Raw genomic sequence first — 20778 nt, 5'->3', positions numbered from 1 at the left:
CGGCTATGGGCCTGAACAAAATAGGGCCGCGTGGTGGGCTGCTGTGCGGCCCTGGCGGGGCCGCCGACCGGGGTCGGCGGCTACCGGTGTGGCGCGGCGGTCAGAACTCGGCGCCGAGGGTCAGGAACACCTGGCGCGGGGCGCTGGCGTGGATCGCGTAGCGGGTGCCGTTCGGGTCGGTCGGGGCGAACGAACTGAGCTGGCCGGCGTAGCGCTTGTTGGTCAGGTTGGTGGCGTTGAGCGATACCTTGACGTCGCGCAGGCCCATGCCCGGGCCGAACGAATAGCCCATGCCGGCGTCGAAGGTGGTCACGCCCGGCACCGACTGGTCGTTGGTGTAGGTGTAGTAGCGCTTGCCGGTGTACTTGGCGCGCAGGCTGGCGAAGAAGCCGTCGCGGTTCCAGCTGATTTCGCTGGAGGCCATGCGCTGCGGGGTATCGACGGTGATCTTGCCGGCCACCGGCACGATCGCGCCACCGGAGGTGTAGTTGTCTTCGTAGGTGGTCTTGTTCCAGGAGAGCGCGTTGTACCACTGCAGGCCATCGACCGGCTTGAGGATGAAGGTCAGCTCGGCGCCGCGGCTCTTGACCGACCCGACGTTGATGAAGCGCGTGATGCACTCCGGACGCGTGCCCACTTCGATGCTGGTGCACGGGTTGAGCGAGAGCAGGCGGTTGTCGAACATCACGTGGTAGGCGGCGATGGAGGCCTGGTACTTCTCGCCGAAGGTGCGGAAGCCGGCTTCCAGGGTCTTGGACTTCTCCGGATCCAGCCCGGCGCTGGCCGCGAAGGACTCCGGGGACACCTGCAGCGGGCCGCCGCTGCCGCCACCGACGAAGGCGGCGATGTTCTCCGAGTAGGACGCGAACAGCTCCTGGTTCGGGGTGAGCTTGAAGCCGATACCGGCCTGCGGCAGCACCGATTCCTTCGCGGTCAGCGTACCGGAGGCATAACTGGCCTCGGTACCCGGCTTGGCGTTGGCGGTCATGCGGGTGTTCGGGCTCTTGATGCCCACGTCCACCGTCAGGCGGTTGTCCAGGAAGCGCATGCGGTCCTGCACGTAGAACTGGCGCGTGCGGATGTCGAAGTCCTGGTCGAACAGGCGGCGGTCGGGATGATTGAGGTAGCCGTCATCCAGGAACGGGCCGGTGATGTAGTAGAAGTTGCGCTCGACGTTGTGGTCGTTGCGCTCGTACCACAGGCCCGCTTCCAGTTCGTGCAGACCCCACTGCCAGCTCAGCGCGGCGGTGATGCCCTGGCGGTTGATGGTGTAGTTGGTGCTGCGGATGGAGATCGGCAGCGCCTGCGGCGTGCCCGGGTTGGACGGCTGGCCCGGTGCCCACCAGTGACCCTGGCCGCGGTTTTCATGGTGGTAACCGAGCAGCTTCAGGCGGGCGGTGTCGCCCAGCGCGACGTCGGCATCGAGCGAATACAGATTGTCGTCACGCAGCGCGCGGCTCTGGTAGTACGCGTCATCGATGCTGTTGACGCCGCCGCTGAAGGCGCACTTCTGCGCGTTGTAGGTGCCCGGTGCGCAGTACGCCGCGGCCACCGCGCGGTCCCAGTCCGGCGCGTAGATGTTCCAGTCCCAGCCCAGGCCGCGCGCGAGCATGCTCTTGGACAGGTAGGCATAGTTGGCCTGGCTGGCGCGCGAGGTGGCGACGAAGGCGCCGAAGCGGTTGTCGCCGACATTCCACACCGCCTTGGCGTTGAACTGGCGGGTGGTCTGGTTCTGGTTCGGCTCGGCCCACATGTCCGCATCCTGGTGGACGCCGGACACGTAGGCGGAGAAGCCGTTGATGTCGCCGGTGTCCACGCGCAGGTAGCCGCGGCGCTGGTTGTCGTCGCCGACGGTGACGCTGGCGCGGCCGCCGAACTCGGTGGACGGGTCCTGCGAGAAGTACTGGATGGTGCCGCCCAGGTTGCTGGTGGAGGCCACGCCCAGCGAACCGATGCCCTGCGACAGCTCGGCGCCGGCCAGGTTCTCGGCGATCAGCGCGCGGGCGATGCTCAGGCCGTTGTAGTTGCCGTAGCTGTTGTCGCCCAGCGGGATGCCGTCGAGCGTGTAGCCCAGGCGGCTCTTGTCGAAGCCGCGCAGGCTGATGGTCTGCGATTCCTCGTTGGCGCCGAAGGCATCGTTGGACTGCACCGATACGCCGGGCAGGCGGTCGAGGATCTTCTGGCCGCTGGTGCCCGGCGGCAGCACTTCCTTGTCGACGGCGGTGATGCGCTGCACCTGGCGGGTTTCACCCTGACCGATCACCGAGACGGTGTCGAGGGTCTGCGCGCTGAGCGCGACGTTGGCGTCGGTGCTGGCGTCTACATCGGCGGCATGGGCGTTGGCAGCGCACAGCGCGATCGCAACCGCGATCGTCAGGGGTCGGGTAAGCATGGTGATCCGTTGCATGTGGGGTGGTCACCTGCGCGGTGCAGGTGCGTGACCATCATGCGAGCGGAAGATGAAAGCATTCTTACGCCGCGGCATGCGGCGCATGAAATGAGACGCAGCGCGCGAAACTTCATGCGCATCGGCCCTGCGTGCAACGCACGTACAATGCGCTTCGTACTCCCGCGGCATGGACAAGAGGCAATGAACGAACAGGACTATGAGGCCGCCAAGTGGGCCCTGCTGCACGCGCATCTGGTGCAGGCCACGCCGGAGCAGCGGCACCTTTACGTGGCGCGCTCCAACTACGGCGACAACCATCGCGCGCTGGCATGGCTGGCCGACCAGCCCACGCTGGACCGGGCCACAGCACTGATGCTGTTCTGGAGCGTGGGCGGCGGCGGACATGCCCAGTATGAATCGCTGGACGAAGTGCCCGACTACGCGCACGACACCCATCAGCTGATCGGCCGGGTGCAGCAGCGCTTCCTGGACGGCTTCTATGCCGACCACGGGATCGCATTCGACCCCCACCACTGGGACGGCGCCGGCCCGCACGAACTGTCGGCCAGCGAACGTGAGCGCGTGCCGGCGCCGCTGCTGCAGGCCGTGGACGGCGAGCATGCCATCGACCCGTTCGATGAGGCCTATGACGCGGACTACGATGATGGCCTGCCGATGCCACTGGTCGAACAGCTGTACACACTGGCCGACGTGCACATCGCCTGGGAAGACGCGAACCCGCAGACGGCGTAGGTCGGCTACGTTGGGGGTGACCTACTCCGTTGCCAACTGATCCATGCGGATGCGGTTGGCAAACAGCGAGAACGCCAGCATCCCGGCCAGCCCGTTGGCGCGGCTGACCCAGTGCGGCAGCCAGCGCGGCGGGCGCAGGATGCCTTCCTCGAACAGCGGCGCGAAGGCGATGGCGTCGGTGAGCGACATCTTGCCCGCGAACAGCCAGCGGCATACCTGTAGGCGGTCTTCGGCCAGCATGTGGCGGAAGAAGGTATGCACCGACACCAGCCCGCGCAGGTAAACGGTGTCCTTGGTGAACGCCGCACCGCCGCTGGGTGGCACGCCGCGGAACACGCGCTGGGCCGAGGCGAAACTCTCTTCGTTGTTCTGCCCGGCATCGCAGAAGTAGCGGAACACCTGGATGAAGTCGGCGCCCTCGCGTGCCATCGCGATCGCCTCGGTGCGCAGGCTGATGCGCTTGAGGCGTTCGATGTCGATGCTGCCGGTGATCTGCTCGGCAAAGGTGGCCAGGCCTTCCTGGGTGGCCGTGACGCGCGGGGAGGACAACGCCAGGCTGGGCAGGTGCGGCTGTTCGCGGCCGTTGAGCGCGGTGAGCGAGTGCACGAGGGCTTCGTGGTGGAACAGCTGTGCGCGGTCGTAGGCGCTGAAGCGCGCACTGGTGCGCAGGCGGATGCGGGTGGGGCCGGCGGCGGCCTTGGAGATCAGTTCCGGATCGAGCTGCACGGTGATGATGCGCGACTCGAAGAACGCATCCAGGTCGCTCTGCAGCTGCAGCTGCAGGGCGGTGGCCGAGACCGGCACCTGTTCTTCGGGCGCGAGCAGTTCGTGGTCGAGTTCCTGGGCGATCTGGATGAAGTGGCGGGCCGCATCGCGGGTGCTGGGGCCGTGGCCGGGCAGCGGCTGCTCGGGCGCGCCGAACAGTTCGACGGAGTAGCGGTCGACGGCGGCGGTGCCCAGCGATTCGAGCAGGCCTGCCGCTTGGTCCCAGCTGTGCGCCGAGCGCTGCACGTACAGGCCGATGGGGTGGCTGGGATCGCACTGGGCGCTGATCGCGGCAAGCGCGCGCCGGGTGTCGCCGAAATCCAGGCGGGGATAGTCCACCTGCGGCAGCACCGGCTGCCCGCGCGCCACGCTGGCCAGGAACGGCGCCTGCAGCGCCGCAGGCCAGCTGGTCAGGCCGAGCAGTTTGATGCCGGCCACGGCCTCCACCAGCTGCGCGTCGAGCGCCGTGTGGTGGGCCACATCACGATCCACGGTCATGGGTGTGTCCATGAGGCGGACATTAGCAGGGTCCGGGCATGGCCTGCGGCAGCGATCCGCGGGTGGGGGGGATCGGTGGCTGCGCGGAGAGCAGCCGACTAACAGTCGGCTCTACCGGGCGCGCGGGGCGGGGGGTGTCGGTGGCCGGTCACGTAGAGCCGGCTTCTAGCCGGCTATCGCGCGCAGCGCGAGGGGGTGTCGGTGGCCGCAGGGAGAGCAGCCGACTAACAGTCGGCTCTACCCGGGGCGGGGCGCGGAGGGTGTCGGTGACCGGTCGCGTAGAGCCGGCTTCTAGCCGGCTGTCGCGCGCAGCGCGGGGGGGTGTCGGTGGCCGCACGGAGAGCAGCCGACTGACAGTCGGCTCTACCGGGCGCGGGGCGCGGGGTGTGTCGGTGGCTGCACGGAGAGCAGCCGACTGACAGTCGGCTCTACCGGGCGCGCGGCGCGGGGGGCTGGTCACGTAGAGCCGGCTTCTAGCCGGCTATCGCGCGCAGCGCGGGGGGTGTCGGTGGCTGCGCGGAGCGCAGCCGACCCGCGGTCGGCTCTACCGCTTCTTGCCGGGGGGGCGCCACTGCGCGCCCTTGCCGACGTGCTTGCGCTCGATCGCCTGCTGGGCCTGGCGCACGGCGAGCTTGGCGGCGGCGGCGGCGACTTCGTCCTTCAGTTTGAAGTAGTTGAGCAGGCGCTCTTCATCCAGGTCGCCTGCGTCGATGGCGGCACGCACGGCACAGCCCGGTTCGCGCTGGTGCGCGCAATCGCGGAAGCGGCACTGCGCGGCCAGCGCTTCAACGTCGGCAAAGCCACTTTCGCTGAGCGCTTCTTCGCCGGTCGGCTTGAGCTCGCGCATGCCGGGGGTGTCGATCAGGCAGGCGCCGGCCGGCAGCGGGATGAGCGCGCGGTGGGTGGTGGTGTGGCGGCCGCGCGAATCGTTGACGCGCACGTCGGCGGTCTTCATCCGCTCCTCGCCAAGCAGCGTGTTGGTCAGGGTGGACTTGCCGGCCCCCGAGGACCCCACCAGCACCACGGTGCGGCCCGCGCCGAGCCACGGCAGCAGCGCCGCCGCACTGGCCGGGTCCTTGCCGTTGATCGCCAGCAGCGGAATGTCCTGCGCCGCCAGTTCCTCCAGCACGGCCAGCGCGTCTTCGCTGTACTCGGTCTGGTCGGCCTTGGTCAGCACCACCACCGGCTGCGCGCCGCCACCGCCGACGAGCAGCAGATAGCGCTCGATCCGGCGCGGATTGAAGTCCGCATCCAGGCCGCAGACGATGAAGACCGTATCGATGTTGGCCGCGATCACCTGCTGGTGGTAATGCTCGCCCGCCGCGCCACGCTTGATCGCGGTACGGCGCGGCAGCAGGGCGACGATCTTGATGCCCTCCAGCAGCACCCAGTCGCCGACGGCGGCACGCTCGTGGCTGGGGAAGCGCGGGCGCTGCCACTCGGCCGGAGATTCGGTGCGGATCGCCGCGTCGGGCACATCGGCAACGACGTAGCCGGTGCGGTGCTGCTCGATCACCCGGCCCGGGCGGGCCTGCGGGTACTGGTCGAACAGGGCCTGCCAGGCGGGCAGCTCGGGGGCGCCGGCCCAGGGCCAGCCCATCGTCTGCAGGGCGCGGTAATCGGTGGTGTGGGTCATCGCCCCCATTCTAGAGGGTGCGGCACGCCGGCGTCGCCGCCGTTGGCCCGGGCGGCACCGGGCATGGCCCGGCATAGGCCGGCAACTGCCTGCCAGCATTGGGAAATCGGTCCCGGAACGCTTGCCCTGCAACGCAACATTTCCGCTACCATGCGATTTCCAAGCCCGAACCACGGCCCAGTCATGTCCACACCTCCGCTGAAGCCGCTCGCCACCCGCGAGCGCCTGTCCGAAGTCCGCTACGAGATCCGGGGCGAACTGGCGCGGCGAGCGCGGGAGCTGGAGGCGCAGGGCCGCAAGCTGATCAAGCTCAACATCGGCAACCCCGGCAACTTCGGTTTCCGCGCGCCCGAGCACCTGCAGCGGGCCATTGCCGACGACATGGGCCGTACCGATCCCTATACCCATCAGCAGGGGCTGCCCGAAGCCCGCGAGGCCATCGCCGCCGCGTACGCCCGGCGGGGCGCCCCCGATGCGCATCCGGACCGGGTGTTCGTCGGCAACGGCGTCAGCGAGCTGATCGACCTGTCGCTGCGCGCCCTGCTCAACCCCGGCGACGAAGTGCTGGTGCCCTCGCCCGACTACCCGCTGTGGTCGGCCGCCACCATCCTCAACGACGGCCGCCCGGTGTACTACCGCTGCGCGCCGGAGAACGGCTTCCAGCCGGACCCGGTGGAGATCGAATCGCTGGTGTCCTCGCGCACCCGCGCGATCGTGCTGATCAACCCGAACAACCCCAGCGGTGCCAGCTACTCCAAGGCGCTGCTGGAAAGCATCGTGGCCATCGCCGCCAAGCACAACCTGCTGCTGATGGTCGATGAGATCTACGACCAGATCCTGTACGACGGGGCCGAATTCCACCCGGTGGCGCCGCTGGCCGGCGAGCATCCGTGCATCACCTTCAGCGGCCTGAGCAAGGTGCACCGCGCCTGTGGCTGGCGGGTGGGCTGGGCGATGCTGTCCGGCGCAGCCGAGCGGCTGGGTGAGTTCCGCGCGGCGATGGACCTGCTCAGCGCGCTGCGCCTGTGCGCCAACGTGCCCGGTCAGTACGCGATCGACGCTGCGGTCAACGGGCCGGACACCATCTCGGCGCTGTGCGCGCCCGGCGGCCGCCTGTATGAAACCCGGCGCGCGGTGATCGAGGCCTGCCACGCCAGCGAGCACCTGTCGCTGGTGGCCCCGGCCGGTGCGCTGTACGCCTTCCCGGCGGTGATCGGGCCGGCGGCGCGCAGCTTCGACGACCACGACTTCGCACTGGAACTGATGAACGAGGAAGGCGTGCTGGTGGTACCGGGCTCCAGCTTCAACGTGCCCTACCGCCACCACTTCCGCGTCACCCTGCTGCCCGAACCCGAGGTCATGCGCGACGTGTTCGGCCGCATCGACCGCGCCCTGGCGCGCCGCGCAGAGGCCAACACCAAGGTGGTGCCGCTCAAGCCACGCAGCGCGGTGGCCTGACGCATGGCGCGGTGCTATTTGGTGTTGGGCGGTTCCTCCGGGATAGGTGAGGACGTCGCGGCCAGCGGCCGCTGGCCGGTGCAGCTGGCTGTCGCGCTGCGCGACACCGGCGTCGCGCTGGACGATCCGCACATCATCGCCACCACCGGCTGGACCACCGACGAGCTCGAGGCCGGCATCGATGCCGATGCCCCGCAGGGACCGTTCGATCTGGTCAGCCTGCTGATCGGGGTCAACGACCAGTACCGTGGGCGCAGCGTGGACGACTATCGCCCGCGCTTCACCGCGCTGCTGCAGCGCGCGCTGGGCTTTGCCGACGGCCGCGCGCGGCGTGTACTGGTGCTGTCGATTCCGGACTGGGGCGTTACCCCGTTTGGCATCGCGTCCGGTCGCGACCGCGAGCAGATCGGGCAGGCGCTGGATGCCTACAACGCGGCTGCTGCGGCGATCTGCGCCGAGCATGAGGTGACCTTCATCGACATCACCGATCTCAGCCGCGACTACGGTGGCGAAGCGGCGATGCTGGCCGCCGATGGCCTGCACCCCTCGGCGGCGATGTACACGCTCTGGCACCAGCGCGCCTATGCGGTCGCGCGGGTGCACCTGGCCGACGAGGGCGCGCACTGAGCACGGACGCCGCACCACTGGCCAGGGAACAGGCCCGCCGCATCGCCGCCGCGTTCATGCCGGCCCAGCGCTTCGGCAACCGACGCGATTACTACTACAGCCGCGGCAAGCTCGGCAGCGACCCGCTGTATCCGGGCGTGCTGGCCGCGCTCGCGCCGGCGCGGGGCCCGCTGCTGGACATCGGCTGTGGACTGGGCCTGCTGGCGCACGTGCTGCGCCAGCATGGCTGGCTGCAGCCTTACCGGGGCGTGGACATCGACGCCGACAAGATCGTGCGCGCGCAGCGCGCCGGCACGCGTGCGGCGCTGGCCGATGCCACGTTCACCTGCCTGGATGCCAGCGCCGACCTGCCCGACCACCACGGCAGCGTGGCCCTGCTCGACGTGCTGCAGTACCTGCCGCCGGAGGCGCAGACCGCCCTGCTGCGCGGGGCAGCAGCACGCGTGGCGCCCGGCGGCCGGCTGGTGATCCGCACCACGCTGGCCGACCGCAGCGGCCGCGACCGCGCCACCCGCATCACCGACATGCTCGCCCATCTGGTCGGCTGGATGGGCACGCGCCCCCGCCACTACCCCGATGCAGCCACCGTGCGCGCACCGCTGGACGCGGCCGGGCTTCAGCTGACGATGGCACCGCTGTACGGCAATACACCGTTCAACAACTGGCTGATCGTCGCCGCACCGGACCCGGCTGCACCGGCCCGATGAGCTGCAGCGAGGCCGCAGGCTGGCCGCTCCGGCCGCACGCGCGCATACTCGCGCCCCTGTCCTGTCCCGGCATGGAGCCCTCATGACCTCGCCTTCCCGGCATTCCGCGCTGGGCATCGTCGCCTTCATCACCAGCCTGTGCGGTGTGGCGATGTTCTCCATCGCGCTGGGCCTGGGCTATCTGTTCGTGCAGCGCCATGCCGAAGTCGAGGGGCTGGCACTGGCACCGACGCTGGGCGTGCTCGGGTTGATCAGCGTCGGCCTCAACGGCCTGGCCGGCCTGCTCGGCGTCGGCAGCGTGCTGCAGCACCGGCGCCGCCGCCTGTTTGGCGTGCTGGCGCTGATCCTCTCGCTGGCGGTGCTGTGCGTCTACCTCACACTGGGCGTCTGGACTCACCGGCAATGGCAGCGCAGCCACCCACCGGCCGCCCCGGCCACGCAGGTTCCGGCGCTGCCGACCTGATTGTTACCCACCACTGAAAGGACCTCATGGAACTCAAGCACTCCGGCCTCGGCATTACCGCCTTCTGTTTCGCCCTGGGCTGCGCCCTGATCATGCTGCTGAGCGTTATCGGCGCCACCGTGGCGTCGATGCAGGGCATCGAGATGAACGAAGAATCGCCGCTGTCGATGATGGTCGGTCTGGTGATCATCTGCGCCGGCTTCGGCCAGCTGATCGCGCTCGCACTGGGCGTGGCGGCGGCGTTCACGCCCGCCACCAAGAAGGTGTTCGGCATCCTGGCGATCGTGATCTCGATCGGCAGCGTGATCGGCATGTGCCTGCTGGTGATCGCCGGCCTGATGATGGGCTGACCCGGTCAGCCCGGCAGCGCCGCCCGCAGCCCGCGCGCGGCGACCGCCGCCAGCACACGGTCGAGAATGACCAGGGTGTGCCCGTGCGCGGCCCCTTCGTGCAGCAGCACGATGCTGCCGGCGGCCAGGTCAGGCACGATCCGCGCCACCACCGTATCGGGGTGGCAGTCCACACCGTCGTAGCCGCGCGCACTCCAGCCCACCCGGGTCAGGCCCCACTGCATCAGCGCAGGGGCCACGAACGGATTGGTCATGCCCACCACCGAGCGGTACCAGCGCGGGGCCTGGCCGGTGATGGCGGTCAGCGCCTGCTGGCACTCGGCGATTTCGGCCGCCATCGTCGCCGGCCCCAGCCGCCAGAAGCGGCCCTGCGGATGACGGTGGCTGTGGTTGCCCAGGCTGTGCCCGCGCCGGACGATCTCGTGCACCAGGTCCGGGCGCGCCAAGGCGCGTTCACCGACCAGAAAGAAGGTGGCCTTGGCCTGGTGCCGGTCGAGCAGGTCCAGCACGTCCGGGGTCTGCGCCGAGGGGCCGTCGTCGATGGTCAGCCAGACCTGCGCCGGGGCCCCCGGCAGGCGGCTGAGCACCGGCGCGTAGAAGCGGCTGTTGGGCAGGAACACCGGCACCATGAACAGGGCGTGCGAGGCCAGCATCAGCGGCAGGCCCACGTGCCAGCCCCAGGCCACCCACGCGGCAACCACCGCCAGCTGCGACACCACCAGCCAGGGCAGCCAGCGCCAGGGCCTGCGGGGAATGCGATGCAACGTTTCCGGTACGGTCATGCCCCATGATGCCATGCCGCGTAGAATAGCCGGTTCGCATATCCGGACCCGAACCCCATGTCCCTCGATCCCGCCCTGCGCTCGCGCATCGAATCCATTCTCAACGCCAACCGCGTCGTGCTGTTCATGAAGGGCCAGCCGACCATGCCGCAGTGCGGTTTCTCGGCCAAGGCCGTGGGCGCGCTGCAGGACCTGGGCGTGGAGTTCGCCCACGTCAACGTGCTGGCCGACGCCGAGATCCGTGAAGGCATCAAGGCCTACGGCGACTGGCCGACCATCCCGCAGCTGTACATCGACGGCGAGCTGGTCGGCGGCAGCGACATCATCCTGCAGATGGCCGGCAGCGGCGAGCTGAGCAGCGTGCTCGGCCTGGCCGCCCCGGACCGCACCCCGCCGCGCATCACCGTCACCCCGGCGGCGGTGGAAATGCTGCGCGGTGCACTGGCCGACGCCCCGGGCGCGTCGCTGCAGCTGGGCATCGATGCGCGCTTCCAGCCGAACTTCCAGCTGGCCCCGCACGATGACAACGCGATCGCCGCCGAGTCCAACGGCCTGCGCGTGCAGTTCGACCTGGCCAGCGCGCGCCGTGCCGACGGCATCACCATCGACTGGGTCGACGACATCCGTGGCCAGGGCCTGGCCATCGACAACCCGAACGCGCCCAAGCCCGTGCAGGAGCTGGGCGTGCGCGACGCCGACGACCAGCTGCGTGCCGGCAGCGTGACCGTGGTGGACGTGCGCCCGGCCGACGAGCGCGCGATCGCCGCAATCAACGCGCCGTTCGAGACCTTCGACGGTGACAACCGCGCCCGTCTGGAAGCCCTGCCCAAGGACACCGCGCTGGCCTTCCTGTGCCACCACGGCGGCCGCAGCGCGCAGGCCGCCGAGCAGTTCCGCGCCCTGGGCTTCACCAAGGTGTTCAACATCACCGGCGGCATCGACGCCTGGTCGAAGGACGTGGACAACAGCGTGCCGACCTACTGATCGGACGCGGATCCACGCAGAAAAAACGCCGGCATTGCCGGCGTTTTTTTTATCCGCGGCAGGGGCGCCGGGCACGCACCTCAGCCGGCGAAGCCGCCTTCGGCGAGGTAGTCCAGCTCCGCGGCGGTCGGCATCCGGCCCAGCACGGCGTTGCGGTGCGGGAAGCGGCCGAAGCGGCGGATGATGTCGCGGTGCAGCTCGGCGTACTGCAGGTATTCCTTGTCGCCCAGCGCGTCGAACATGGCCACCGAGCGCTCCTGGTCCTGCGGATCTTCGGAGTGCTCGAACGGCAGGTAGATGAAGGCGCGCAGCTTGGGCACCAGCTGCAGGTCCAGCCCCTCCTCCACCGCGCGCATGGCGTAATGCCGGGCCAGGCCGTCGGTGGCGTAGGAGTGGGCGGTGTCGCGGAAGCAGTTGCGGGGGAACTGGTCGAGCAGGATCATCAGCGCCAGCGCGCCCTCGGCGGTGCCCAGCCAGTGCTCGCGGGCGCGGCGGGCGGCGGCGAAGTGCTCGCCCAGGAACGCCTGGCGGAAACGCGCGTCAAACGCGTCATCGCGCGCGAACCACTGCTGCGGTCCCGCGTCGCGCCAGAATTCCACCACTTGTGCCGCCACGTCCATTTACTGCCCCTGTAGGCGGCGCGTCCGCTGGACGCCCGCCTGTGCCATTGCCATCACTCGTCAAAGCGCAGGTGGCGGACCGACTTGCCGTTGCGCCGTATAAGCTTAAGCGCCTCGATACCGATCTGGATATGGTTTTCGACGAACTGGGAGCTGACCTTGGCGTCGGAGGCCTCGGTTTTGACCCCGTCGGGGATCATCGGCTGGTCGGACACCAGCAGCAGCGCCCCGATCGGGATGTGGTTGGCGAAGCCGGCCGCGAACAGGGTGGCGGTCTCCATGTCGATGGCCATGCAGCGCATCAGGCGCAGTTTTTCCTTGAACGCTTCGTCGTGTTCCCACACCCGGCGGTTGGTGGTGTACACCGTCCCGGTCCAGTAATCGTGGCCGAGGTCGCGGATCATGGTGGACACCGCCCGCTGCAGCGCGAAGGCCGGCAGCGCCGGCACTTCCGGCGGCAGGTAGTCGCTGGACGTGCCCTCGCCGCGGATCGCGGCGATCGGCAGGACCAGGTCGCCGAGCTGGTTTTTGCGCTTGAGCCCGCCGCATTTGCCCAGAAACAGCACCGCCTTGGGCATCACCGCCGACAGCAGGTCCATGATGATCGCGGCGTTGGGGCTGCCCATGCCGAAGTTGATCAGGGTGATGTCGTCGCTGGTGACGCTGGCCATCGGCCGGTCCAGGCCCTGCACCGGTGCCCCGGTGAGCTGGGAGAAGGTGTGCAGGTAACCGGCGAAATTGGTCAGCAGCACATGCTGGCCGAACTGCTCCAGCGGAACGCCGGTGTAGCGCGGCAGCCAGTTTTCCACGATTTCCTGCTTGTTCTTCATCGAGCGCGTCCGGTCCGGCAAGGGGTGCAATCGGGTAATTCTCGGGGAGATCGGCGAATAAGCAAGCAACATGCGTTTGGTCACTTGGCAACGCCCCCGCCCAGCGGCTAGCGTCGCCCTTCGTCCACGCCGCATCGGGGAACACATGCGCACACGATTGACCGCCGGGCTGGGCCTGGCGCTGTTCTCACTGGCGGCGCCCTCGGCACCGGCGGCCTCCCGCTTCGTGCAGGACCCGTATCCGAGCACCTATGCCCCGATCGCCTCGGCACCGGTGCTGATCCAGAACGCCACGGTGCTCACCGGCACCGGCACGCGCCTGGACAACGCCGATGTGCTGCTGCGCGACGGCCGGATCGCCGCCGTGGGCCCCGCGCTGCCGGTGCCGGCCGATGCGGTGCGCGTGGACGGCCAGGGCAAGTGGGTCACCCCCGGCATCATCGACGTGCACTCGCACCTGGGCGTGTACCCCAGCCCCGGCGTCAGCGCGCACAGCGACGGCAACGAGATGACCGCGCCGGTCACCGCCAATGTCTGGGCCGAGCACTCGGTCTGGCCGCAGGACCCGGGGTTCGCCGCGGCACTGGCCGGTGGCGTGACCGCGATGCAGGTGCTGCCCGGCTCGGCCAACCTGGTCGGCGGACGCGGGGTGACCCTGAAGAACGTGCCCGCCACGACCTACCAGGCGATGAAATTCCCCGGTGCGCCGTGGGGCCTGAAGATGGCCTGCGGCGAGAATCCCAAGCGGGTGTACGGCGGCGGCAAGGGCGTAGCGCCCGGCACGCGCATGGGCAACGTGGCCGGCTACCGCGCCGCGTTCATCGATGCCAGCGAGTACATCGCCAAGAACACCCCGAAGAAGCCCAAGAAGAAGCGCTGGTTCAGCGGCGAGGACAAGGGCGACAGCGCCGGCGATGCCGGCGGCAAGCGCGACCTGAAACTGGACACGCTGGCCGGCGCGATCCAGGGCGACATCCGCGTGCACATCCACTGCTACCGCGCCGATGAAATGGCGACGATGCTGGATCTGTCGCGCGAATTCGGCTTCAGGATCGCCGCATTCCACCACGCGGTGGAAGCCTACAAGCTGTCCGACCGGCTCGCCGCCGAAGGTGTGTGCGGCGCACTGTGGGCTGACTGGTGGGGCTTCAAGATGGAAGCCTTCGACGGCATCCAGGACAACATCGCGCTGGTGGACCGCCCGGCCAACAGCTGCGCGATCGTGCATTCCGATTCCCCCGAGGGCATCCAGCGCCTCAACCAGGAAGCGGCCAAGGCAATCGCCAATGCGCGCCGCGCCGGCATCGAGATCGCCCCCGAGCGCGCGATGATGTGGCTCACCCTCAACGCCGCACGCTCGCTGGGCGTGGAGAAGCAGACCGGCAGCCTGGAGCCCGGCAAGATGGGCGATGTGGTGATCTGGAACGGCAGCCCCTTCAGTTCCTACGCGCTGGCCGAGCAGGTGTACATCGACGGCCACGCGGTCTACGACCGCCAGGACGCGCGCCGGCAGCCGCTGTCGGACTTCATGCTGGGCCAGGAGGTGCGCCCATGAGCGCGCTCACCCCCTCTGCCGCGTCCCACCGGGGATGGCGTTGCCGGGCATGGCTCGGCGCCACCGCGCTGCTGATGCTGGCGGCGATGCCGGTGCAGGCTCAGGACCTGCTGGTCCGCAATGCCACCGTGCACACCGCCAGTGCGCGCGGCAGCCTGGCCAACGCCGACGTGCTGGTCCAGGGCGGCGTGATCCGCGCGGTGGGTCCCGGCCTGCCGGCACCGGCCGGCGTGACGGTGATCGAGGCCGGCGGCAGGCCGCTGACCCCGGCGCTGTTCGGTGGCATCACCGACATCGGCATCGACGAGGTGTCCGGCGAGTCGACCACGGTCGACAGCACGCTGAAGCTGCCCGACCAGCCGCTGCGGCCGGAGTTTGATGTCAGCCTGGCCTACAACCCGGCCTCGGTGCTGATCCCGGTGGCGCGCCTGGATGGCATCGGCTTCACCGCGCTGGGCGCCAACAGCGGGGGCGGCTTCATCGCCGGCCAGGGCGGTGTGATGCGCCTGGACGGCAGCGCCGATCCGATCGGCCCGCTGGCGCTGTATGTCCGGCTGGGCGCTTCCGGCGCCGAACTGACCGGCAGCTCGCGTGCCGCGCAGTGGATGCTGCTGGAACAGATGGTCAGCGAGGCCCGGGGCCGGGTGTCGGCGGACTCGCCGCATGCCCTGCTGACGCCGGCCGGACGGGCCACGCTGGCCCGCTACCTGGCCGGCCAGGGGCGGATCGTGGTGCAGGTGGACCGTGCCGCCGACATCCGCCAGCTGCTGCGCTGGGCCGCCCGTGAAAAGGTCCGGATCGCCATCGCCGGCGGCGCCGAAGCCTGGCGCCTGGCGCCACAGCTGGCCCAGGCCCAGGTGCCGGTGTTCGTCGATGCGCTGGGCAACCTGCCGACCAGCTTCGACCAGCTCGGGGCGACCCTGGACAACGCCGCACGCCTGCACGCGGCCGGCGTCGCGGTGAGCTTCGCGCAGCGCGATGATGCCTCGCACAACGCCCGCAAGATGCGCCAGCTGGCCGGCAATGCGGTCGCCAATGGCCTGCCGTGGGCCGAGGGGCTGGCCGGGCTGACCCGGGTGCCGGCCCAGGTGCTGGGCGTGGCCGACCGCATCGGCACGATCGAGCCGGGCAAGCTGGCCGACCTGGTGCTGTGGGACGGCGACCCGCTGGATGTGGGCCATTACGCCGAACAGGTCTGGCTGGGCGGCCGCGCGATGCCGATGCGCTCGCGGCAGACCGAGCTGCGCGACCGCTATCTGGCCCCGCCCACCACCGAACCGCGCGCATACTCGCGCTGACCCTGCAAGGATGTCCCGATGGCCCTGCGCTGGTACTTCGATTTCGTCTCGCCGTTCTCCTACCTGCACTGGCAGAAGCTGAAAGCCCTGCCGCAGTTCGAGAAGATCACCCCGGTGCCGATCGCCTTCGGCGCCGTGCTGCACCACCTGGGCAACCTGGGCCCGGCGGAGATCCCGGCCAAGCGCCGTGCCATGTACCGGCACCTGCTCTGGCAGGCCCGGCGCGAGGGGGTGACGCTGCGCTTCCCGCCCGGCCACCCGTTCAACCCGCTGGCCGCGCTGCGCCTGTGCCTGGCCGCAGGCGCCACTCCGGCGTCGATCGACATCCTGTTCAACTGGATCTGGCGCGACGGCCATGCCGGCGACAGCGCCGCCGCGCTGGCCCTGCCCGGCGCGATGCTGGACGTGGCCAACGTGGCCGTGGCGATCGGCGCGCCGGACGTCAAGGAGCAGCTGCGCCGCAACACCGACGCGGCCATCGCCGCCGGGGTGTTCGGCGTGCCCACCCTGTCCATCGACGGCGAGCTGTACTGGGGCAACGACGCACACGACCTGATGCAGGCGGTGCTGGACGATCCGGGCACGGTCCGCGGCGGCGAATGGGACCGGCTGGCCACGCTGCCGGTGGCGGTGGAACGCAGCCGTTGAGTGGCCCCCGACCGACGGACCGGGCAATCGGACGAAAATTGAGATAGCTTTCACACTTCCGAACCAATACCGGCCTTGAGGGGGGCACAGGATGCGCATCGGAATCGTGGTCGACTCGGCGTGCGACCTGCCACCAGACTTCATCCAGCAGAACAACATCGTGCTGCTGCCCATCACCGTACGCATCGGCGAAGCGGTGCTGGCCGACCACCGCGACGAACAGGCAACCCTGAGTTTCCTGCATGCGCACGTGGCCGAGAACGGCGCGGAGGCGGAGACCATTCCGTTCAGCGTCAACCAGATCCGCGACCTGTTCCTGGGCAAGCTGGTGATCGACTACGACCATGTGTTCTGCATGACGATCACCAAGACGCGCAGCCCGATCCACGACAACGCGATGCAGGCCAGCTTCGCGATCCTCAACGACTACAAACCGGTGCGCCAGGCGGCCGGCTACAACTCGCCGTTCGCGCTGCGCGTGCTCGACACCCAGAACCTGTTCGCCGCCCAGGGCGTGACCGCCGTGGAAGCGGTGCGCCTGCGCGACAGCGGCGCCGGCGTGCAGCAGATCCGCGAGCGGCTGGAGCTGCTGGCGCACAACGTGCACGGCTACATGGTCACCCGCGACCTGTACTACATGCGCGCCCGCGCACGCCACAAGGGCGATCGCAGCGTGGGCCTGCTGAGCGCCGCGCTGGGCAGCGCGCTGGACATCAAGCCGGTGCTGCACGGGTATCGCGGCGAAACCGGCCCGGTGGCCAAGATCAAGGGCTTCGACAATGCCGTGCAGAAGCTGTTCGATTTCGTCGGCCAGCGGGTGAAGGCCGGACTGATGACGCCCACCGTCTGCGTCAGCTATGGCGGCGAACTGGCCGACCTGCAGGCCCTGCCCGGCTACGCCGCGCTGCGCCAGACCTGCGAGGCGCACGGGGTAACGCTGTTCGAGGCGGTGATGAGCCTGACCGGGATGGTCAACGTCGGCAAGGGCGCGGTCACGGTCGGCTTTGCCGATGAACCGCATACCTTCAACGCCTGAGTCCTGCACACCGAATCCACCGGCGTTCTGCCAGCCTTGGATCATTCAACGGAGGCAACCATGTCAGCGCAGTACCACATCAGCCTGCCGGACCCGTCCAAGGCCCGCGGCAACGATCCCGATCTTTCCTTCCACTCGCAGAGCGCCGCCGGCTTCGCCGAGGAGCTGCAGGACGCCCTGCGCAGCACCACGCTGTTCGAAAAGTGGCGCGCCAAGCAGCCCGACCCGGATGCGGTCGAGTCGCAATGGGCGGCCACCGATCCGTCGGCCACCGTGACCGGCTCGCAGGACGACCTGCGGATCAACCTGGTCGCCACGACCCGCATCGACGGCGAGGTGTTCAAGCAGCGCCTGCGCATGCTTGCCGGGCACCACTGGGAACTGCGCGACGTGCGTTGAGCCCCGTCGCGGTGGTAACGTGCCGACCGCACGCTGCCACCGCGCTCCGCGCGGCCCCTGACGCATGGAACGCCGGATGGACCCCAAACTCAAAGCCCTGGTCGAACAGACCAACCTGGACGAACTGCTGCAGCCGAGCTCGCGGGAGATGGACTTCCATCAACCGGTCGCCCCGCCTGCACCGGCCACGCCTGCGCCGGCACGGTCCACCGCCGACCCGCTGCAGGTCCACTTCGCCAGCGCCGACATCGTTGGCGGCCTGACCAGTGGCAGGCCGACCAGCGGACGCATGAAAGGGTTCGCGCTGGCCTTCCTGGGCGGGCCGATGATCCTGTCCGGCCTGTTGCTGCTGAGCGTGGTCTGGCAGGCCCCCGGCGCGGGCGTGGTACGCCTGGTGATCGGCACGGCAGTCTCGCTCGGGCTGATCGGGTTCTGGCCGTACGTGATCTTCGCCAACCACCGCAAACGTCGCCGCGACGGCTGAGGCCGCGCTACGACGGCGGCCAGCCACCGCCCAGCGCCCGGTACAGATCCACCCGGGCGATCGCCGCGGCCGCCTGGCTGTTGGCCAGCGCCGCCTGGGTGTCCAGCGCGATGCGCTGGGTGGTCAGCACATCCAGCATGTCCACCACGCCGGCCTGGTACTGGCGCTGCGCCGCCTCCAGCGCGCGCTCGCTTTCGACCACGGCCACCTGCAGAGACACCGTGCGCTGCTGCTCGGCGCCGTACCCGTCGATCGCATCATCCACGTCATGCCACGCCTGCAGCACCGTGCGCCGGAACTGCAGCGCGGCCTGTTGCTGCTGCAGCCGGCTCAACGCCAGGTTGGCCTTGAGCCTGCCGCCCTGGAAGATCGGCAGGCTGATGGACGGTCCGATGCTGAACCGGTGCGCGTTCCAGCCATCCAGATCGTCCAGTTGCCGGGACTGGAAGCCCGCATCGCCGTTGAGGGTGATGCGCGGCAGGAAGCTGGCCTTGGCCACCCCGATCGAGGCAGTGGCCGCGTGCAGGGCTGCCTCGGCGCGGCGGATGTCCGGCCGGCGCCCGGCCAGTTCGCTGGGCAGCCCTGTCGCCACCGCCGGCAGTGCCGGCCAGTCGCGGCGGACACCGGCCAGGGTCGCATCAAGCGCCTGCGGCGGTTGCGCCAGCAGCAGCGCCAGTGCGCTGCGCAACTGCGCGTCGCGGTGCCGCAGCGGTGCCAGCCGGGCCTCCAGCGCGGCTACCTGGGTAGCTGCGCTGGCCACCTGCAGCGTGCTGGCCACGCCCTGGCGCTGACGCGATACCGTCAACCGCTGGATGTCGCGCGCGATGCGCAGGCTGTCCTCGGTGATCGCCAGCAGCTGGCGGGTTGCGCGCAGCTGCAGGTAGTCGCGTGCGGTCTCGGCCAGCACGGCGGTCTGTGCCGCATGCACGTCTTCCTCGGCGATACGCACGCGCGCGTCGGCCGCTTCGGTCTGCCGCCGCACGCGGCCCCACAGGTCCAGCTCCCAGCTCAGGCCCACCGCAGCCTGGAACAGCCCGTAATCCGCTCGCCCGGCATTGCCGGACGGATCGTTGAGACCCACCTCGCTGTTGCGCGCACGCACGCCACTGGCGCTGACGCCGACAGCGGGCAGCCGCTCGGCGGCCACGATGCCGCGTGCGGCGCGGCTCTGCTGCACGCGGTTGGCGGCAAGCCGAAGGTCCAGGTTGGCGTGCAGCGCCTCGGCGGCCAGGCGGCCGAGAATGGGGTCTTCGAAGCCGGCCCACCAGGCGGCATCGTCGTCCAACGCCGCCGCGTTGACGGCCGTTCCCGGCCACTGCGACGGCAGTTCGGCAGCGGGGCGGACGAAGTCCGGCCCCAGCGTGCAGCTCGACAGGAGCACGCAGAGCATGCTGCCGGCCAGTGTTTTCCAGCGCGGCGCGCCCATCAGACGCCCTCCCCGCCGCCGGCACGCCGGCCGCTGTCCAGGTCCACGCTGGCCTCCACCGACATGCCCGCGCGCAGCTGGCCAAGCAGCGGCTGATCGGTATCGAGCACGATCTTGACCGGAATGCGCTGCACCACCTTGGTGAAGTTGCCGGTGGCATTCTCCGGCGCTACGGCCGCGAAGGTCACCCCGGTGGCCGGTGCGATGCTGTCGATGCGTCCGCGCAGCGGTTGGCCGGGGAACACGTCCACCTGCAGGTCCACCCGCTGGCCGGCCTGCATGCGGGTGACCTGGGTCTCCTGGAAGTTGGCCACCACGAACGCCTGCTGCAGCGGTACCACTGCCAGCACCGGGGTGCCCGGGCTGAGGTAGGCCCCGACCCGGATCGCTCGGCGGCCGACCATGCCATCGATGGGCGCCCGCAGTTCGGTATGCGACAGGTCCAGCTCGGCGCGCGCCTGCGCGGCCTCGGCGCGCTGCACGGCCGCCTGCGCGGACTGCACACCCGCCTGCAGGATGGCGATGCGCTGGCGTGCGGCAAGCAGGGCCGCGCGGCCCTGCTGCAGGTGCGCCCCGGCCACGGCCTGACGCGACTGCGCCTGCTGGGCGTTCTGCACCGTACCGGCACCATCGCTGGCCAGCGCGCGGTAGCGCTGCTGATCGGCCTGGGCCAGGCCCAGCTCCGACTGGCCGACATCGACCGCGGCCCGCGCCTGGTCGATCAGCGCATCCTGCTGGGTCAACGCGGCCTGCGCGTTGGCCAGCTGCGCGCGGGCGCTGGCGAGGTCGGCGCGGGTGGCGGCCAGTGCCACCTGGTAATCGCGGTCATCGATGCGGGCCAGCACATCGCCTGCCGTGACGCGCTGGTTGTCGACCACGCGCACCTCGCTGACAAAGCCGGCCACCTTGGGCGCGACCACAGTGAAATCGGCGGTGACATAGGCATTGTTGGTGCGCTGGTGGCGGCCGTCGCGCAGCAGCAGCCAGCCACCGGCGGCGAGGACGACCACGCCCAGGGCGATGATCAGCGGAACGTGTTTTCGGGATGCGGACATGGGGAATTTCCAGGA

At 69.7% G+C, this 20778-nt stretch carries 21 protein-coding genes; 13 read left to right on the top strand and 8 right to left on the bottom strand.

The window, feature by feature from the left end; genetic code table 11:
- Positions 1-100: 100 nt before the first annotated feature.
- The gene (locus ACO6VK_RS10215; protein WP_422506762.1) at positions 101-2392 is read right to left on the bottom strand and encodes a TonB-dependent receptor; all 2292 of its coding nucleotides are present in this window, start codon (positions 2390-2392) and stop codon (positions 101-103) included.
- A gap of 198 nt (positions 2393-2590) precedes the next feature.
- Between ACO6VK_RS10215 and ACO6VK_RS10210 the strand changes: the two genes are divergently transcribed.
- Positions 2591-3142 (top strand): DUF4274 domain-containing protein, encoded by a 552-nt coding sequence (locus tag ACO6VK_RS10210; protein WP_422506760.1) that lies wholly within the window; start codon positions 2591-2593, stop codon positions 3140-3142.
- Between the two features lie 21 nt (positions 3143-3163).
- Here the strand turns inward: ACO6VK_RS10210 and ACO6VK_RS10205 are convergent, their stop codons facing one another.
- The gene (locus ACO6VK_RS10205; protein WP_411852094.1) at positions 3164-4405 is read right to left on the bottom strand and encodes a flavohemoglobin expression-modulating QEGLA motif protein; all 1242 of its coding nucleotides are present in this window, start codon (positions 4403-4405) and stop codon (positions 3164-3166) included.
- Between the two features lie 544 nt (positions 4406-4949).
- Positions 4950-6041 carry a ribosome small subunit-dependent GTPase A gene (rsgA, locus tag ACO6VK_RS10200; RefSeq protein WP_422506757.1) on the bottom strand — a complete coding sequence of 364 codons (1092 nt, stop codon included), beginning with the start codon at positions 6039-6041 and terminating at the stop codon, positions 4950-4952.
- 183 nt (positions 6042-6224) lie between these two features.
- Between rsgA and ACO6VK_RS10195 the strand changes: the two genes are divergently transcribed.
- The 5 genes from ACO6VK_RS10195 (at position 6225) to ACO6VK_RS10175 (ending at position 9646) form a co-directional block, all read left to right on the top strand.
- Positions 6225-7499: a pyridoxal phosphate-dependent aminotransferase gene (locus ACO6VK_RS10195; protein ID WP_422506755.1), complete on the top strand. Its 1275-nt coding sequence runs from the start codon at positions 6225-6227 to the stop codon at positions 7497-7499.
- A 3-nt stretch (positions 7500-7502) separates the two neighbouring features.
- A complete protein-coding gene (locus ACO6VK_RS10190) occupies positions 7503-8126 on the top strand; it encodes an SGNH/GDSL hydrolase family protein (protein ID WP_422506753.1) in 624 nt (207 codons plus the stop codon).
- A 17-nt stretch (positions 8127-8143) separates the two neighbouring features.
- Entirely contained in the window at positions 8144-8833 is a 690-nt protein-coding gene (locus ACO6VK_RS10185; protein ID WP_422506766.1) for a class I SAM-dependent methyltransferase, read from the top strand.
- Between the two features lie 82 nt (positions 8834-8915).
- Positions 8916-9296: a hypothetical protein gene (locus ACO6VK_RS10180; protein WP_422506751.1), complete on the top strand. Its 381-nt coding sequence runs from the start codon at positions 8916-8918 to the stop codon at positions 9294-9296.
- A gap of 26 nt (positions 9297-9322) precedes the next feature.
- Entirely contained in the window at positions 9323-9646 is a 324-nt protein-coding gene (locus tag ACO6VK_RS10175) for a hypothetical protein (protein WP_422506749.1), read from the top strand.
- 5 nt (positions 9647-9651) lie between these two features.
- On the opposite strand, the gene ACO6VK_RS10170 is transcribed toward ACO6VK_RS10175, so the two are convergent.
- Positions 9652-10428 (bottom strand): polysaccharide deacetylase family protein, encoded by a 777-nt coding sequence (locus ACO6VK_RS10170; RefSeq protein WP_422506747.1) that lies wholly within the window; start codon positions 10426-10428, stop codon positions 9652-9654.
- 57 nt (positions 10429-10485) lie between these two features.
- Here ACO6VK_RS10170 and grxD point away from each other — a divergent pair, with 57 nt between their 5' ends.
- Positions 10486-11412: a Grx4 family monothiol glutaredoxin gene (gene grxD, locus ACO6VK_RS10165; RefSeq protein WP_411852101.1), complete on the top strand. Its 927-nt coding sequence runs from the start codon at positions 10486-10488 to the stop codon at positions 11410-11412.
- Between the two features lie 80 nt (positions 11413-11492).
- Here the strand turns inward: grxD and ACO6VK_RS10160 are convergent, their stop codons facing one another.
- The gene (locus ACO6VK_RS10160) at positions 11493-12032 is read right to left on the bottom strand and encodes a DUF924 family protein (RefSeq protein ID WP_422506745.1); all 540 of its coding nucleotides are present in this window, start codon (positions 12030-12032) and stop codon (positions 11493-11495) included.
- Positions 12033-12085: 53 nt separating this feature from the next.
- On the bottom strand, positions 12086-12862 hold the full coding sequence (locus ACO6VK_RS10155; protein WP_411852103.1) for an AMP nucleosidase: 777 nt from the start codon (positions 12860-12862) through the stop codon (positions 12086-12088).
- Positions 12863-13007: 145 nt separating this feature from the next.
- Between ACO6VK_RS10155 and ACO6VK_RS10150 the strand changes: the two genes are divergently transcribed.
- The 6 genes from ACO6VK_RS10150 (at position 13008) to ACO6VK_RS10125 (ending at position 18282) form a co-directional block, all read left to right on the top strand.
- A complete protein-coding gene (locus ACO6VK_RS10150) occupies positions 13008-14417 on the top strand; it encodes an amidohydrolase (protein WP_422506742.1) in 1410 nt (469 codons plus the stop codon).
- 74 nt (positions 14418-14491) lie between these two features.
- On the top strand, positions 14492-15715 hold the full coding sequence (locus ACO6VK_RS10145) for an amidohydrolase family protein (RefSeq protein WP_422506764.1): 1224 nt from the start codon (positions 14492-14494) through the stop codon (positions 15713-15715).
- Positions 15716-15733: 18 nt separating this feature from the next.
- A complete protein-coding gene (locus ACO6VK_RS10140) occupies positions 15734-16363 on the top strand; it encodes a 2-hydroxychromene-2-carboxylate isomerase (protein WP_422506740.1) in 630 nt (209 codons plus the stop codon).
- A 91-nt stretch (positions 16364-16454) separates the two neighbouring features.
- Positions 16455-17399: a DegV family protein gene (locus ACO6VK_RS10135; RefSeq protein WP_422506738.1), complete on the top strand. Its 945-nt coding sequence runs from the start codon at positions 16455-16457 to the stop codon at positions 17397-17399.
- A 60-nt stretch (positions 17400-17459) separates the two neighbouring features.
- Positions 17460-17798 carry a hypothetical protein gene (locus tag ACO6VK_RS10130; protein WP_422506737.1) on the top strand — a complete coding sequence of 113 codons (339 nt, stop codon included), beginning with the start codon at positions 17460-17462 and terminating at the stop codon, positions 17796-17798.
- A gap of 76 nt (positions 17799-17874) precedes the next feature.
- Positions 17875-18282 (top strand): hypothetical protein, encoded by a 408-nt coding sequence (locus tag ACO6VK_RS10125; RefSeq protein WP_422506736.1) that lies wholly within the window; start codon positions 17875-17877, stop codon positions 18280-18282.
- A 7-nt stretch (positions 18283-18289) separates the two neighbouring features.
- Here ACO6VK_RS10125 and ACO6VK_RS10120 read toward each other — a convergent pair whose 3' ends face one another.
- On the bottom strand, positions 18290-19708 hold the full coding sequence (locus ACO6VK_RS10120; protein ID WP_422506735.1) for an efflux transporter outer membrane subunit: 1419 nt from the start codon (positions 19706-19708) through the stop codon (positions 18290-18292).
- Positions 19708-20763: an HlyD family secretion protein gene (locus ACO6VK_RS10115; RefSeq protein ID WP_422506734.1), complete on the bottom strand. Its 1056-nt coding sequence runs from the start codon at positions 20761-20763 to the stop codon at positions 19708-19710. Before ACO6VK_RS10115 ends, ACO6VK_RS10120 begins: the two co-directional genes overlap by 1 nt.
- Positions 20764-20778 lie beyond the last annotated feature (15 nt).

The sequence above is a fragment of the Stenotrophomonas sp. GZD-301 genome (genome assembly GCF_049310345.1).
In the GTDB taxonomy this organism is placed as follows: Bacteria; Pseudomonadota; Gammaproteobacteria; order Xanthomonadales; family Xanthomonadaceae; genus Stenotrophomonas.
This window is presented reverse-complemented; position numbering and strand designations above follow the sequence as displayed.

What these genes read in the sequence shown, in the direction of transcription:
- ACO6VK_RS10135 (WP_422506738.1), top strand. Translation starts at nt 16,455, where the DNA reads ATGCGCATCGGAATCGTGGTCGACTCGGCGTGCGACCTGCCACCAGAC.
- ACO6VK_RS10140 (WP_422506740.1), top strand. Translation starts at nt 15,734, where the DNA reads ATGGCCCTGCGCTGGTACTTCGATTTCGTCTCGCCGTTCTCCTACCTG.
- ACO6VK_RS10160 (WP_422506745.1), bottom strand. Translation starts at nt 12,032, where the DNA reads ATGGACGTGGCGGCACAAGTGGTGGAATTCTGGCGCGACGCGGGACCG.
- ACO6VK_RS10130 (WP_422506737.1), top strand. Translation starts at nt 17,460, where the DNA reads ATGTCAGCGCAGTACCACATCAGCCTGCCGGACCCGTCCAAGGCCCGC.
- ACO6VK_RS10145 (WP_422506764.1), top strand. Translation starts at nt 14,492, where the DNA reads ATGCTGGCGGCGATGCCGGTGCAGGCTCAGGACCTGCTGGTCCGCAAT.
- ACO6VK_RS10155 (WP_411852103.1), bottom strand. Translation starts at nt 12,862, where the DNA reads ATGAAGAACAAGCAGGAAATCGTGGAAAACTGGCTGCCGCGCTACACC.
- ACO6VK_RS10190 (WP_422506753.1), top strand. Translation starts at nt 7,503, where the DNA reads ATGGCGCGGTGCTATTTGGTGTTGGGCGGTTCCTCCGGGATAGGTGAG.
- ACO6VK_RS10125 (WP_422506736.1), top strand. Translation starts at nt 17,875, where the DNA reads ATGGACCCCAAACTCAAAGCCCTGGTCGAACAGACCAACCTGGACGAA.
- ACO6VK_RS10195 (WP_422506755.1), top strand. Translation starts at nt 6,225, where the DNA reads ATGTCCACACCTCCGCTGAAGCCGCTCGCCACCCGCGAGCGCCTGTCC.
- grxD (WP_411852101.1), top strand. Translation starts at nt 10,486, where the DNA reads ATGTCCCTCGATCCCGCCCTGCGCTCGCGCATCGAATCCATTCTCAAC.
- rsgA (WP_422506757.1), bottom strand. Translation starts at nt 6,041, where the DNA reads ATGACCCACACCACCGATTACCGCGCCCTGCAGACGATGGGCTGGCCC.
- ACO6VK_RS10115 (WP_422506734.1), bottom strand. Translation starts at nt 20,763, where the DNA reads ATGTCCGCATCCCGAAAACACGTTCCGCTGATCATCGCCCTGGGCGTG.
- ACO6VK_RS10170 (WP_422506747.1), bottom strand. Translation starts at nt 10,428, where the DNA reads ATGACCGTACCGGAAACGTTGCATCGCATTCCCCGCAGGCCCTGGCGC.
- ACO6VK_RS10120 (WP_422506735.1), bottom strand. Translation starts at nt 19,708, where the DNA reads ATGGGCGCGCCGCGCTGGAAAACACTGGCCGGCAGCATGCTCTGCGTG.
- ACO6VK_RS10150 (WP_422506742.1), top strand. Translation starts at nt 13,008, where the DNA reads ATGCGCACACGATTGACCGCCGGGCTGGGCCTGGCGCTGTTCTCACTG.
- ACO6VK_RS10180 (WP_422506751.1), top strand. Translation starts at nt 8,916, where the DNA reads ATGACCTCGCCTTCCCGGCATTCCGCGCTGGGCATCGTCGCCTTCATC.
- ACO6VK_RS10205 (WP_411852094.1), bottom strand. Translation starts at nt 4,405, where the DNA reads ATGACCGTGGATCGTGATGTGGCCCACCACACGGCGCTCGACGCGCAG.
- ACO6VK_RS10210 (WP_422506760.1), top strand. Translation starts at nt 2,591, where the DNA reads ATGAACGAACAGGACTATGAGGCCGCCAAGTGGGCCCTGCTGCACGCG.
- ACO6VK_RS10215 (WP_422506762.1), bottom strand. Translation starts at nt 2,392, where the DNA reads ATGCTTACCCGACCCCTGACGATCGCGGTTGCGATCGCGCTGTGCGCT.
- ACO6VK_RS10175 (WP_422506749.1), top strand. Translation starts at nt 9,323, where the DNA reads ATGGAACTCAAGCACTCCGGCCTCGGCATTACCGCCTTCTGTTTCGCC.